Annotated in this window: 14 protein-coding genes; 10 read left to right on the top strand and 4 right to left on the bottom strand. The window is 36.6% G+C overall.

Annotated features, from left to right (window positions below):
- Window positions 1–47 precede the first annotated feature (47 nt).
- Window positions 48–923: an RluA family pseudouridine synthase gene (locus DLD54_RS05845; RefSeq protein WP_109918572.1), complete on the bottom strand. Its 876-nt coding sequence runs from the start codon at window positions 921–923 to the stop codon at window positions 48–50.
- An 82-nt stretch (window positions 924–1,005) separates the two neighbouring features.
- Between DLD54_RS05845 and DLD54_RS05840 the strand changes: the two genes are divergently transcribed.
- From DLD54_RS05840 to DLD54_RS05820, 5 genes are read left to right on the top strand one after another with little or no spacing between them, the layout of a single operon-like run.
- The gene (locus tag DLD54_RS05840) at window positions 1,006–3,063 is read left to right on the top strand and encodes a PBP1A family penicillin-binding protein (RefSeq protein WP_109918571.1); all 2,058 of its coding nucleotides are present in this window, start codon (window positions 1,006–1,008) and stop codon (window positions 3,061–3,063) included.
- Window positions 3,064–3,080: 17 nt separating this feature from the next.
- Window positions 3,081–3,437: a YlbF family regulator gene (locus DLD54_RS05835; protein WP_109918570.1), complete on the top strand. Its 357-nt coding sequence runs from the start codon at window positions 3,081–3,083 to the stop codon at window positions 3,435–3,437.
- A gap of 2 nt (window positions 3,438–3,439) precedes the next feature.
- Complete coding sequence (locus tag DLD54_RS05830; protein WP_109918569.1) at window positions 3,440–4,651, top strand: metallophosphoesterase family protein; 1,212 nt, start codon at window positions 3,440–3,442, stop codon at window positions 4,649–4,651.
- Complete coding sequence (locus DLD54_RS05825; RefSeq protein WP_109918568.1) at window positions 4,638–7,133, top strand: ATP-binding protein; 2,496 nt, start codon at window positions 4,638–4,640, stop codon at window positions 7,131–7,133. The genes DLD54_RS05830 and DLD54_RS05825 overlap by 14 nt, the downstream gene beginning before the upstream one ends.
- The gene (locus DLD54_RS05820) at window positions 7,126–8,103 is read left to right on the top strand and encodes a 3'-5' exoribonuclease YhaM family protein (protein WP_109918567.1); all 978 of its coding nucleotides are present in this window, start codon (window positions 7,126–7,128) and stop codon (window positions 8,101–8,103) included. The genes DLD54_RS05825 and DLD54_RS05820 overlap by 8 nt, the downstream gene beginning before the upstream one ends.
- A 115-nt stretch (window positions 8,104–8,218) precedes the next feature.
- On the opposite strand, the gene DLD54_RS05815 is transcribed toward DLD54_RS05820, so the two are convergent.
- From DLD54_RS05815 to DLD54_RS05805, 3 genes are all read right to left on the bottom strand, one after another.
- Window positions 8,219–9,118 (bottom strand): peptidylprolyl isomerase PrsA, encoded by a 900-nt coding sequence (locus tag DLD54_RS05815; RefSeq protein ID WP_109918566.1) that lies wholly within the window; start codon window positions 9,116–9,118, stop codon window positions 8,219–8,221.
- A gap of 114 nt (window positions 9,119–9,232) precedes the next feature.
- Window positions 9,233–9,574, bottom strand: a complete 342-nt coding sequence (locus DLD54_RS05810) for a hypothetical protein (protein WP_109918565.1) — start codon at window positions 9,572–9,574, stop codon at window positions 9,233–9,235.
- A 9-nt stretch (window positions 9,575–9,583) separates the two neighbouring features.
- Entirely contained in the window at window positions 9,584–10,015 is a 432-nt protein-coding gene (locus DLD54_RS05805) for an HIT family protein (protein WP_038523342.1), read from the bottom strand.
- A 90-nt stretch (window positions 10,016–10,105) separates the two neighbouring features.
- Between DLD54_RS05805 and DLD54_RS05800 the strand changes: the two genes are divergently transcribed.
- Genes DLD54_RS05800 through ytpR form a run of 5 tightly spaced genes read left to right on the top strand, consistent with a single transcriptional unit; the run spans window position 10,106 to window position 13,727 of the window.
- Complete coding sequence (locus DLD54_RS05800; RefSeq protein WP_109918564.1) at window positions 10,106–10,846, top strand: ABC transporter ATP-binding protein; 741 nt, start codon at window positions 10,106–10,108, stop codon at window positions 10,844–10,846.
- Complete coding sequence (locus DLD54_RS05795; protein ID WP_109918563.1) at window positions 10,839–12,038, top strand: ABC transporter permease; 1,200 nt, start codon at window positions 10,839–10,841, stop codon at window positions 12,036–12,038. Before DLD54_RS05800 ends, DLD54_RS05795 begins: the two co-directional genes overlap by 8 nt.
- A gap of 5 nt (window positions 12,039–12,043) precedes the next feature.
- On the top strand, window positions 12,044–12,703 hold the full coding sequence (trmB, locus tag DLD54_RS05790; protein WP_109918562.1) for a tRNA (guanosine(46)-N7)-methyltransferase TrmB: 660 nt from the start codon (window positions 12,044–12,046) through the stop codon (window positions 12,701–12,703).
- Between the two features lie 35 nt (window positions 12,704–12,738).
- Window positions 12,739–13,059 (top strand): thioredoxin family protein, encoded by a 321-nt coding sequence (locus DLD54_RS05785; RefSeq protein WP_038523330.1) that lies wholly within the window; start codon window positions 12,739–12,741, stop codon window positions 13,057–13,059.
- A 20-nt stretch (window positions 13,060–13,079) separates the two neighbouring features.
- Window positions 13,080–13,727 (top strand): YtpR family tRNA-binding protein, encoded by a 648-nt coding sequence (gene ytpR / locus DLD54_RS05780; protein ID WP_038523327.1) that lies wholly within the window; start codon window positions 13,080–13,082, stop codon window positions 13,725–13,727.
- Window positions 13,728–13,873: the final 146 nt, after the last annotated feature.

Here is a 13,873-nt window from a genome sequence, read left to right as displayed (position 1 = left end):
GAGATCGTCAGTCTAAAATGACTAACGGTCTCTTTGCTTTTTTGAAACTATGTTATGTCTGTAAATAACGGGATTTGATCTTTAGACAACTTGACATTAATGCGCTTAAATGTGAAAGGAGAAATTAAGGAAATTTGATATGCAGTTAAATGTAAGAACTCTTCATTCTTAAAATTAGCGTTATATAATGGGTCTCCTACTATTGGACAACCCAGTGCAGCCAAATGAACACGAATTTGGTGGGTGCGACCTGTTTCTAGTGCTAACTGGACTAAGGCAGTCTGTCTTGTAAGAATTTTTAGTACCTGGTAATGAGTTACGGATTTAAGACCAGATGCAGTTACTATCCGTTTGCGTTGGTCAAGTGGGTCTTGCCCAATAGGTAGACTAATCGTTCCCTTTTGGGGGAGAGGTTTTAAAAAATCAATTACTGCTAAGTATTCACGGTGAAAAGTTTTACTGACTAATTCACGATTTAAAATTGGGACAACAGCAGGATTTTTGGCAACAAGAAGCAGGCCACTCGTTAACATGTCTAAGCGGTGTACAATGAATGGTGAATAACCCAAATAAGTGGCGCAATCATTTAAAGCGGTATCTGTTTCAGCTAAATTGGGATGCGTTTTCTGACCGGCTGGCTTATTAATGATTAAAATATTTTGGTTCTCAAATATAACATCTGGTAAATTGCCGCTTGCAGGATATGTATTCTGCTTTGTTTCAACGTGATCCAGCCAGAGCTCAATTTTGTCTTTAGGGTAGATCAGTTGATTAAATGAGTGATATTTACCGTTAATCAATACTTTGCGTTCGGTACGTAAGAAATGACGCCATTTACGCGGGATTAATAAAAGACGCAGTAAATCGCTCACAGAACACGGTTTAAGTTTTTGCGGATAATTTAGTGTAAAATAATAGCTCATAAATATTTATTAAATCTTTTTGAAAATAAAAGCGATTCTTTCTAATATGGTACAATTTTTGTTTGTAAAGGAGCAGATACAAATGGAAAACAATGAACCACGGAAAAACGGGCTGAGTGCTTTATGGCACCGTTTTGATCACCGTTTTTTTATCGGTCGCTGGATCATTTTGATTTTGCTTACCGTAACTCTCTTGGTTTGTACTTATTATACCGTTAAAGTTAAAACTTCGAATATATCAAATTTAAAAGCATCATTAGCCGCAACGACCGGCATTTACGATGATAAAAACCAAAATTCAGGCTCGCTGTATTCGCAAAAGGGCACATTTGTGGAATACAACAAGATTTCTCCTAACGTCAAAAATGCTGTCATTTCGACTGAGGACAGAACATTTTGGAAAAATCCCGGCTTTAGCATCAAGGGCATGGGTCGTGCCGCTCTTGGTATAGTGCTTAATCACGGGCAAATTGCCGGTGGTGGATCAACGATTACCCAGCAGTTAGCCAAAAATGCTTTATTGACGCAAAAGCAAACATTTTCCCGCAAGATTGAAGAACTTTTCTTTGCAGTTGAAATTAATCATGTTTATTCCAAAAAAGATATCTTGACTATGTATCTTAACAATTCCTATTTTGGTAATGGCGTTTGGGGAGTTCAGGATGCCAGCAAGAAATATTTTGGCAAAAATGCCAGTGAGCTGACTATAGGTGAAGGTGCCACATTGGCGGGAATTCTCCGTAATCCTAGTAGATACAATCCTATTGATCACATGTCTTATGCTTTATCCAGACGTAATTTAATATTGAATTTGATGGTGGATAATAAGAAACTAACAAGAGCACGTGCCAAAAGTGAGCAAAGGATCGGGTTAACTCTGCGTGATACATATCATAATCAAAATGGTTATCGTTACCCATACTTCTTTGATGCTGTGGTTGATGAAGCAATCAATCGCTATGGCTTAAAAGAAGAAGACGTGATGAACAAGGGGCTTAAGATTTATACTACCCTTAATCAAAACTACCAACGGCAATTACAGCAACGTTTTGAGCAAGATTATTTATTCCCGCAAAATGCGGCTGATGGCACAAGAACGCAGGGTGCAACAGTAGTCATGGATCCAACTACAGGTGCAGTTCGCGCCGTAGTTGGCGGTCGTGGTAAACATGTTTTTCGCGGCTATAATAGGGCAACACAGATGAAGAGACAGCCAGGTTCATCCATTAAGCCGATAGTTTCTTACGCGCCTGCGCTGCAGCAGGGGTATCATTATGATTCCCAACTTTCAAATCAATTACAGCGTTTTGGTAAAAATGGCTACCAACCGCATAACGTTGATAATGGTTATTCGGATAAAATACCGATGTATATGGCATTAGCACAAAGTAAAAATGTTCCTGCTGTATGGCTTTTAGACCGTATAGGCGTTGCGAAGGGCGTTCAATCTGCCAATAATTTTGGTCTTAAGGTGCCAAAAGAGGATCAAAACTTGGCACTGGCTCTAGGGGGGCTTTCAACAGGGGTATCACCTGTGCAAATGGCGCGGGCGTATTCTGCTTTTGCTAATAAGGGCAACTTACCTAACAATTCGTATTTCATTAAAAAAATTACTGATGCTAGTGGCAATGTCATAGCTGAAAATCATGATACTGGAGTTCACCGCATTATTTCCGAAAATACTGCTAAAGAAATGACTACAATGTTGTTAGGAGTCTTTGCCGGAGGAACGGGAACTTCTGCGCAACCAGCAGGCTACCGTGTGGCAGGAAAAACAGGCTCAACTGAAGTGCCGAATTCTTATGGCTTTGGCACAAAAGACCAGTGGATTGTTGGTTATACACCTGACATTGTAGTTGCTACCTGGGTCGGCTTTGACCGCACTAACCGGCAGCATTTTATGCACGGTGTTTCTGAAACTGAAATTACCAGACTTTATAAAGCTGAAATGGAAAGTATTTTGCCTTATACAGCTCAAAATCAGTTTAAAGAACAAGCTCCAAGACAAATTATCCAAAATAACGGTGCCGGCACAGACTGGACTAAAGGAATTGGAGATAAAATTGAAAAAGGTCTGGGTTCTGCAGGTCAAAAAATCAATGAATGGTATAATGACCTTAAAGGACTTTTGGGTCATTAATAAGGAGGATATAATGCATGATTAATATTTATGATTCAGCAAATCAAGTAGCAGCTGATTTGCAAAAACTGGACGAATTTAAAGCTTTGCAAGAGGCGATTGTGGCAGTTAAAAATAACCAAGAAAGTACTGCTCTGTTTAAACAGATGGACGAAATGCAAACTAAAATTATCAATTCTCAAACTGAAGGCAGAGATTTTCCCAAAGATTTAAAAGATGACTATCAAAAATTGAACGAAAAGGTCCAAAAAGACCAACAGATACTAAAGCTTTTGCAAGCTGAACAAGCTCTGTATAAAACTGTTGATGACGTTCAAAAAGCAATAACTAAGCCGATTAATGACCTCTATGATGGTCTTAGAAATAATAAGTAACAATGAAATTCATCCATTTTGCTGATGCACATTTAGATAGTCCTTTTCTCGGGCTATCTTTTTTGCCATCTGATAGTTTTGCGCAAATTCAAAAAGCCCCACTTAAGTCTTTAACCAATATAGTAAATTTAGCATTGCAAGAGCAGGTCGATTTAGTTCTAATTGCTGGAGATACGTTTGACAGTTATCAACCAAATCCCAGCTCACAAATTTTCTTTGCTCATGAAATTGAGCGTTTAATCCAGGCTCAAATCCAGGTAATTATGATTTTTGGTAATCATGATCATATGGCAAAAGAGGACTTATTGGTACCTGAAAGTCCGTTTTTTAAGCTATTAGGTAACCGCGAAAAAATAGAAACTTGTTCTTTCACAACGAAAACTGGTTTTGAGTATGACGTTACCGGCTTTTCTTATTTTGCTAACCACATTACCAGTGACTTAATTGCGAAATTTCCCGTTAAAAGAAATTGCTACACCTTTGGGATAATGCATGCTCAAGAAAAGACCAGTCAAAATAGTCAAAATGTATATGCACCATTCAAGTTGAGTGAACTGCAAGATCTTAATTATGATTACTTCGCTTTGGGTCATATTCATTTGCGGCAGGTATTAGCCAAATCCCCTTTAATTGTTTATCCGGGTAATATCCAAGGCCGCCATATTAATGAAACCGGACCAAAGGGATGTTATTTAGGCACTATCGATGAGCAGACTAAGCAAACGAAAATAAAATTTGTGCAAACTAATCCGATCACTTGGATGCAAAAAGAAATTGAATTAACTGAGCCTCTATCAAAAACTGAACTAGAACACAGAATTGTTGCGCAGCTAATGGCTACCGCAACTACTTATTTTTGTTTGCGGATTAAAGGTGCGGACTTGCTTAACGAAAAGGAAAGGGAATTGGTTCAAGATAACGATTTTTGGCAAATGATTTCGGCTAAGCTTGAACATGAATCTCAGCTAGTTGATGTGCGTTTTATTACTGATAGCAATTTGGAAGTTGCTGAAAATGATCGGAAGTATTTTATGCAAGCGGAAAAAGAAATTTTTGCTACAGATGAGTTTGCACGAATTAGTAAGGATTGGGCTTTAAAAGACAAATACACCGATGATTTAGCTCAAAGTGATGACTTTGTGGAAGAAGTAAAACAATTAGCTGAAGTGAAACTGAATAGTAAATTGAAAGGTGTTAACGATGAAATTAATTAAAATCAAAATAGTTAATTTTGGTCAATTTTCAAATTTTACTATTGATTTGCCTAATTCAGATATTGACGTTTTTTACGGTGCTAATGAAGCAGGAAAGAGTACTATTGTTGCTTTCATTAAGCAAGTCATGTTTGGCTTTCATTTAGCTAAACATAGCTCTGCTTTTTTTGAAGACTATAAACCACTAGCAAGAGTTAGCCCAATGGGTGGGTCGCTTTTTTTTGAAAATGATGATCATGAGCTTTATGAATTAGAAAGACTATATGCTAGTGGCAAAGGCTCAAAACTTGGCACTTTGACTGTCAAACGCAATAATCAGGTAGTTCCAGAGAATGTTTTTTTTGATCAAATAAAAAATATTAATGGTGGTTTTTACGCAGACAGTTTTATTTTTAATCAAGATATGTTAGCAAAGGTTGGACAAATTCAGCAATCCGATTTGTTAGAACGTATTTATTATCTCGGAGCTGCTAATAGTGATAAACTGCTTGATTTACGTGATTATTTTGCTAAAAATGCAGGTACTCTCTTTAAAAAAGCAGGTAAAAATCCGCCAGTTAACCAACTGCTAAAGCAGCTGCAAGATCAAGAAAATCATGTTCGTGCCTCTGAAAACGAATTTGCGCTTTATCAAGATTTAAGTAAAGATTATAAAGAGCAGGAAGAAGCCTTAAATAAGCAAGAACAAAAACAACTTGAACTCCAAACCAAGTATAATGACTTGGAAAAGACCCAAAAGCTCATTCCTAGTTATGAAAAACTGCAACATTTAAAGCAGCAGGCTAAACCAATTGCTTTTGACGCAGAACAATATCAGTCTGCACAAACTTTAACTATGCAAATAGAAAATTTACGTAAAAAGCAGGAAAAAATAGCGGCTAAGTTAAGTGAGTTTAGGCAAAATCAAAATGATGATTCTAATGAAAAGGATTTAATTCAAAAAAAGCCCGAAGTTTTGCAATGGCAAACGGAATATCATAATTGCATTCAAAAAGAAGCCCAAATAAAAAATGATGAGCAACAGCTGTTGACATTAGATCCCAATTTAAAGCAGGTTGCAGGATTTTCACAAGAACAAATTCTCAAGTTGCAAGATGATTATCGCAATTTACCGGACGACAAAACAAAAAAGGAAGTACCAGACAATAGTAAGGCCAACTCCGTCATGCTTATTGGTATTGCTGCTGTTGTATTGGGTATTGTTTTATTATTTATTGCCCGTGCGTTTGGGTTGCTTGCTTTAGCTTTAGGCGCCCTTTTACTTCTATCAGGATATTTCCAGCAAAAGCAGCAAAAAAACAGTGATCAGGCGCAAAGAATACAAAAAGTTAGGCAAAAGCGCCAAGCTTTTGAAAATTATTACCATGTTAATTTGGCTCACTTTGATATAAATAGTTTAATTAATGACTGGCGGCAGTATCAGGTGCAGCAGCAAAAACTAGAAAGTACTTTAGTGCGCAAAAAAGAAGTGCATAATGAGTTAGCAGATTTGGCAGCACAAGTTAGTCAAATTATTGGACAGAATGTGGCTGTTGACTTTACCAGTGTGTTAGCTGCGCTCGACCAGCTGAGTAAGAAGCTGGAAGTTGCTCGCTCACAGCGTGAAGAACAGATTAGTTTGGAAAATAATTTGGCTGAAAGTAAAGAAGAACTGCATGATAGCAACATCAAATTAAAAATGATTTTTGCACGTGCTCATGTGGCCGACTTTAACGAATACCAGCAAATTAAGGACCAAAGTGAGGAACAGAAAGAAATCGCAAGGCAAATTGCAGTTCTGAAGTCTAATTTACAAGATGACCTAAATCAACTTGAAGATTTTACTAAAGATAAAGAAAAGAGCACTCAAAAATTAAGCAAGTTAACAGAAGAACTTTCCTTAATTCAAAAAGATATTCAGCAGACACAATCAGCTATTGCAGAAATCAAGGTAAAAATGACTGCTTTGGCCAATTCGACCGTTGTATTTGCAGAAAAACAAAAACTTGCCAATTTAAGAACTTCATTGAAAAATTTAAGTGCAGACTATTTGTCTGATCTCGTCGTTTCAAAGTGGATTGCACGAGCTCTTGATCTTGCCTCAAATGAGCGTTTCCCTAAAATGCTAATTACAGCAAAAGAATATTTGCGACTATTAACAAATAATCGGTATAATGATATTGATATTGATAAAAAATTAACAGTTACCCGTTTTGACGGTAAAAAAATTAAAGTGCAGTATCTTTCTCGCGGAACATCAGAACAATTGTATTTTGCCTTAAAGTTAGCGTTTGTCCAGCAAATTAAAGACCAGATCAATTTACCAATTTTAATTGATGATTCGTTCGTTAACTTTGATGATACTAGGGTGGATGAAATAAATAAATTGCTTCATAAAATTGCCCAAAATAATCAAGTTATGATTTTTACCGCACAAACGAGTCTGGTTGATAAATTGCAGCTTAAACCATTGACTTTAACGAAAGGAACCAAAAATGTATAAACGTTTGCTGGATTACAATGACGGCGAGGAATTGGAACTAGTGGTGTTAATCAAAAATTCACAATTAAGACATACCAAGAAAGGCAAACTATATTTAGCAATGTCCTTTGGTGACTCGTCGGGTGAAATTCGCGGTAATTTTTGGGATGCTAATGATCAAGATGCTGCAACTTTCAATGCCGGTACAATTGTCGAGTTGAATGGTAAGCGTGAAGAATATCAAGGCCAACCGCAAATTAAAATCTACAGTCTCCGTGTCGTGGGACCAGAAGAAGGCTATGATCTGCGCCAATTTATAAAGTCTGCTCCTGAAAAAATCGCGGATATGAAAGAAGAAATAAATCAATACGTTTTTGAGATATTAAATCCGACGTGGAATAGGATTGTGCGGTTTTTGTTAAAAAAATGGGAGAAACGTTTCTTCGAATTTCCTGCTGGCAAAAGTAATCATCATGCCGTACGTGGCGGTTTGGCATACCATACGGTATCTATGTTGCGTGATGCCAAGGGCTTAGCCACTAATTACCCGCAAATTAATTGTTCCTTACTTTATGCTGGTTGCATTCTACATGATATGGGCAAAGTGTTGGAACTAACTGGACCTGCTGCCACTCAGTATACGACTGAGGGCAATTTAATTGGGCACTTGGTTTTAATTGATGAGCAAATTATGTTAGCGGCACAACAACTTAAGATTGACCTTGAATCTGAAGATTTGCTGCTTTTACGGCACATGGTTTTATCTCATCACGGCAAGTTTGAATATGGTTCGCCTAAATTACCAGCGTTGCTTGAAGCGGAATTATTACATCGTATTGATGATTTAGATGCGTCAATTTATGCGATCACTAACGCCTTACAACATACTCGTCCAGGTAATTTTACGGATAATATCATGAGTCAAGGAGGGCGTAAGTTTTATCGTCCTAAGACCGATGAGTCTTTAGGTAAAGCGCGCAAGTTAGAGTAATATCATAATATTAGTTAAATTCTTTTTATTTCAAAACTAATGTATAAAAAAAGCACAAGCTGTTTAAGGGCTTGTGCTTTTTTGTTATTTTTATTCGCTTTAAAATAATGTTTAATTATTTTTTAGTTGATGGAGTTGAAACATAGGCAGCTAAGACATCCTTCAAGTCTTTATCTTTAATATCAACTCCAGCTTTTTTGATTACCTTAGAAATGACTTCATGCATTGTTTGTTGATCTTGTGACATTGATTGGTAAATTTGATTATCAATTTCCTTCTTGTGTGAAGCAAATGTTCCCTTAGCTGGGTGCTTAATCATTCTGATTATGTGATAACCTGATTGAGATTTAATTGGACTCTTAGTGGTTTCACCAGTCTTCAGTTTAAATGCAGCTGCTTTGAAAGATGGATCTAAACTAGTGTCAGTTGAGTCAAAAGCAGGCAACTTACCAGCATTATTTTTAGTTCCTGTATCTAAAGAATATTTCTTGACCAGACTCTTGAAACTCTTACCATTTTTGAGTTCAGCAGTAATTTGTTCAGCCTTTGATTTCTTAGAAACTAAAATGTGTTGAACTGTTACTTTTGGTTGGTAGGCTTTCCAAGCCTTTTCTTCTTGGCTCTTTGAAATCCTTTTAATGTCTTTTAGAGCTGCTTCAGAAAGCAGGTTTGTTTTCAGGTTTTGCTTAAAACTTGATACGGTCATACCATTTTGTTGCAGAACTGCTTCAAACTGATTGCCGTATTGTTTTTTGTAATTATTATATTGTTTATCGACTTGCTTTTTCGATACCTTGTCGCCATATTGTTGCTCAAGAATATGATTAATAAGCATGTTAGCCAAGGCAGTTTTACCAGACTGAGATTTTTTCATCTCATCATAGTATTCTTGCTGAGTAATCTTACCGCCTTTATAAGAAGCAACAGTTTTATTACCACTAGAACAAGCGGCTGTTGACAACGCGATTCCTGCGACAGCAATGACCGCAGCAGCTTTTTTAATATATTTCTTCATAAAATAAATTCTCCACATCCTTAATAAATTAAGTCACCGTCAACTAATATAACATAAACTGGCAAATCTAGTTTTTATTTTTTTGTTTTTTGCCAAAAATTCTTAGTTTCTTTACTAATTTTTAGAACTATTCATTTCTTCATTATCATTATGCTGGAAAGTTGCAGTTTTTGCTTTTAACTTGTGAATGATTCGGTTCACGCTGATCTGGTAATATTCTAATTCATTTTGTAATTCAGAAATTGCTTTCTTAGCTTGTGGCAGAGAATTCTTTAGGTCTTGCTGAGCTGTTTTCAGCTTGGCTTGAGAAGCAGAAAGATCCTGAATATCAGCTTTAAGAGCGTTAACGCCTTTTTGCACTTTTGGGAATAAACGCTTACCATTTTTATCTTTAAATAATGAAAGTACTACGCCAAAACCTGCTCCAACTGCTAAACCAATACTAAAATGTTTCATCTTATCACCTTAAAATTGTGCTCTAATTGCGGCAGCCACTTTTTGATAATCTTCGTCAGTATATTTTTCCGCATTATTACGGGTGGCAATCTTTAAACCATCTCCGTCAAAGCGGGGAATGAAATGAATATGTGAGTGCATAACGACTTGACTGGCACTGGCGCCGTTATTGCTGCTAATATTCATACCGGTGATTCTGGGATCGAATTTTTTAATTGCATTTGCAATTGCTGGAATGTATTGTAAGTAGCGCTGAGCATCAGCAGCTGTATAATCGAAAAAGTTTGTAATATGTTTTTTCGGGACCATCAAAGTATGGCCGGGATTAACTTGCGATAAGTCCAAGAATGCTTTGACATCATCGTTTTCAAAAATTGTGTAACTGCTGGCCTCGCCTCTGATAATTTTGCAGAATAAGCAGTCTTTATCTAAATCTTCCATTTTAAAACCTCTTCACTTCAAAATTTAGTTTCTTTTAATATCATGCTATCATAATAAATGAGTAAATTCATTAAAAGAAAGATAGGAAATATGACTTTAAAAATTGAACATTTGACAGGTGGCTATACGGGTGTGCCGGTCATTAAAGATATTAACTTGGAAATTAAACCAGGGGAAGTTTTAGGGGTTATTGGGCTAAATGGTGCTGGTAAATCTACTACTATTAAACACATTCTGGGCTTATTAAGACCCCAAAAAGGGAAAATTACTCTGAATGGCATTGATTTAGCTACTCAACCAACTAAATTTAAAAGACAAGTTGCATATATTCCCGAAACACCAGTTTTGTATTCAGAACTGACTTTGAAGGAACATCTGCAATTGACTATTCTTAGCTATCAGTTAGATGAAAAACAGGCTTGGGCAAAAGCTCATGAGTTGCTGCAGATGTTTAGGCTAGATGATAAGCTCGATTGGCTGCCAATTCACTTTTCTAAGGGTATGAAGCAAAAGGTGATGATTGTAACCACCTTTTTAGCAGATACGAAACTACTCGTAATTGACGAGCCGTTTACTGGACTAGATCCTTTAGCAGTAGCTAATTTAGTACAGTTAATCAAAAGCGCTGCTGGTCAAGGTAAAATGGTGTTAATGTCAACACATATTTTAGCTAACAGTGTTCAGGCCGTTTCACGTTACGCGGTCTTAAATAATGGCAAAATTACGGCTGCCGGCACTTTAGCCGAAATTCGAATGCACTATGGTTTAAAGGAAGCAGATTCATTTGACCAAATTTACCAAATTTTAAGTCAGGAGCAACAAAATGCGTGATTTGGCTAAAAGAAGGCTGCAGGAAAATTTACGCCAATCTTTAAAATATCTAGTATTGGTTTTTAATGATTTCTTTATCTTAGCTCTGATTTTTCTTTTTGGAGCACTCATGTTTTGGTATGCGCAGACAATGAAAACCATGCCTGAAAATCTGTGGTACTACCGTCCACTAGTTGGTATTTTGCTATGGCTGCCACTTTTAATAGGCAAACTGGTAACTTTGTTAAAACCAGCTGATTTACAATTTTTACTGCCTGAAGATGAAAATATAAAATTATATTTGAAACCAATGCTAAATTACAGCTTGATTGTACCTACAATTTGCTTGGTGTTAACGGCAGGAATTTTATTTCCTTTTGCTACGATTAAGGCAAGGATTGAACCAATAGATTATATTTTTGCTGTTTTGGCTGTTTTTTTAGCTAAGCTGCTGCAGCTTAAAATTATGGAACATAATTTGTTTTTTAACCGTAAGATTTCCATCTCGCTAGTAAATATCTTTTTCCTTTTTTTGTTTGGTTTGGGAATGTTTAAGCCCAAAAGTTTACTGATAATTGCCGGTTTATTAGTTATCTATCTGATAATTTTTGTTTTAAAGCCGCAACACGCAGCTTTGTTTGACTGGCAATATGCCGTCGATCAAGAACAAAAGCGCAAAAATGTTGTTTTTAACGCTTTTAGTATGTTTACTGATGTCAAAGAAAGACAAACCAATGTTAAAAGGAGAAAATATTTAGACTTTTTATTACCTAAGAAGATGACATTGGAAAATCCTAATAAGTTTTTATATCGCCGTTCAGTTCTTAGGAATCCTGAAAATATCAATTTAATAGTGCGAATGACTGCATTTGCTGTATTGGTTTCTTGGTTAGTGCAAAATTGGCTCTGGGCGTTAGGTTTATCGTGCCTAGTAGTATTTTTAACAATTTACCAATTAGTACCGATGGTTGATGAATTTGATGATAACATTATGTATCGAGTCTATCCGATTGAGCACACTAACCGTGGCTTGGATATGGTCTCGGCTTTAGCAGGGATGATGTTAATGCAATGGTTGATTATCAGTATTTCCTGGCTGCTTACCTTGCCAGCCAATTTGCACCTGTTTGAAGCAATGGGGTGCCTAGTTGTTTTCAGCTGGGTCGTATTAAGGTTATACTTACCAGCAAAAGTAAAGAAAAGGAAGTCGTAGAATAGATGAGATTACGAAACAAACCGTGGGCTGTAAAGCTTGTCCATGAGCATCCAGAAAGTGTGATTGATCGACCTGATCCAAGTCTGAAAATTGATTGGTCAAAGCGGTTTGCTGATATTTCAAGACCACTGGAAATTGAAGTAGGTCCTGGAAAAGGGAAATTTATTACCACAATGGCTGAGAAACACCCTGAGAAAAATTTTGTTGCTCTTGAGTTGCAAATGACCGCTGCAGGCATGATTTTGCGGACGAAACTAGCAAAAGATTTGTCTAATTTACAAATTCTCTGTGCGGATGCTGCCAATATTGACGCATTTTTTAGCGCTCACATTGCTAGCAAAATTTATTTAAATTTCAGCGATCCTTGGCCTAAGACCAGACATGAGAAAAGACGGCTAACTTATAAAACTTTTTTACAAAAATACCAAACGGTCTTGCGTGCAAACGGTCAAGTAGAGTTTAAAACTGATAATGCAGGTCTTTTTGCCTATTCTCTTCAAAGTATGAATAATTTTGGCATGAATTTTGATTTTGTTTCCGTGGACCTTCATAATGAGAAGGAAGAAGTTCTTGCAGCTAATATTGAAACTGAATATGAGCATAAATTTGCGGCTCAGGGCAACCCGATTTATGCTTTGCATGCTGATTTTGGAGTAAAATAATTTAATAGATAGAGAAAAGAGAGGTTTTTTCAAAAATGGAACAAATAAAAGAATTAAACAAAGCTAAATTAGCAGATATTACCAAAAATGGTCGTGTTGTTTTAGAATTTTCTGCTGGTTGGTGCCCAGATTGCCGTTTTTTGGATCCGTTTATGCCTGAAATTGAAAAAGATTTTGCTGATAGTAAATTTTATCAAATAGACCGTGACGGCTCTGTGGATATAGCTAAAGAAATGAATATCATGGGCATTCCTTCATTTGTGGTCTACCAAGATGGCGCAGAAATTGGTAGACTAGTTAATAAGGATCGTAAAACTAAGGATGAGGTTGAAAGTTTTTTGCGGTCGCTTGACTAAGTGAAAGAGGATTGTGATTCATGATTACAAGTATTAATAAAGAAAGTTATCCTAATACCCTGATTGTGATTTTGGGCCAAGATAAGGGTAAAAGTGAGTATGAGGAAAAAGATGACATTACTCGTATCACTGATGAAAAAGGGAATGTCACAGGTTATAATTTTTTCAATGTCAACGAAGTTATTGATTATGATAGTTTGCCTAATGGTCAGGTTAAACTAAATGAAGAAGATTTAGCCTCTTTAAATAAAAAATTAGCAGAAGCTGGTTTTACGGATAAACTGGCATATGGCAAACCAACTTTAGTTTACGGCTATGTCAAAACTTGTGAAAAACACCCTGACTCTGACCACCTTCATGTCACTACTGTTGATGTAGGTAACGGCGAAGAACACCAAATTGTTTGTGGTGCACCTAACATTGCACAGGGACAAAAAGTCGTAGTCGCCTTGCCTGGTACTTTGATGCCTAATGGTCAAATGATTTGGCCTGGTCAACTACGCCATGTTGATTCTTATGGTATGATTTGTTCAGCTCGTGAATTGGGTCTTGAACATGCTCCGCAAAAAAGGGGTATTTTGGTAGTTCCGGCTGATTTTAATGCTGGCGATGAATTTGATCCGGAAAAGTGCGATCAGCTTTTAGCCGAAGGACAAATCACTTTATAAAAGTAGCAGACTTTACCAACAAAAAGGTAAAGTCTTTTTTTGCGCATATAATTGAATTTTAAATTTCATCATGGTTTTGTAATGGTCCTGCTCATTTTGCGATAGTAATGGTAAAATAAATAGCAATGATAAAAGATTTTGGAGTT

This window comes from Lactobacillus helsingborgensis, assembly GCF_003173695.1.
GTDB lineage: Bacteria > Bacillota > Bacilli > Lactobacillales > Lactobacillaceae > Lactobacillus > Lactobacillus helsingborgensis.
This window is presented reverse-complemented; position numbering and strand designations above follow the sequence as displayed.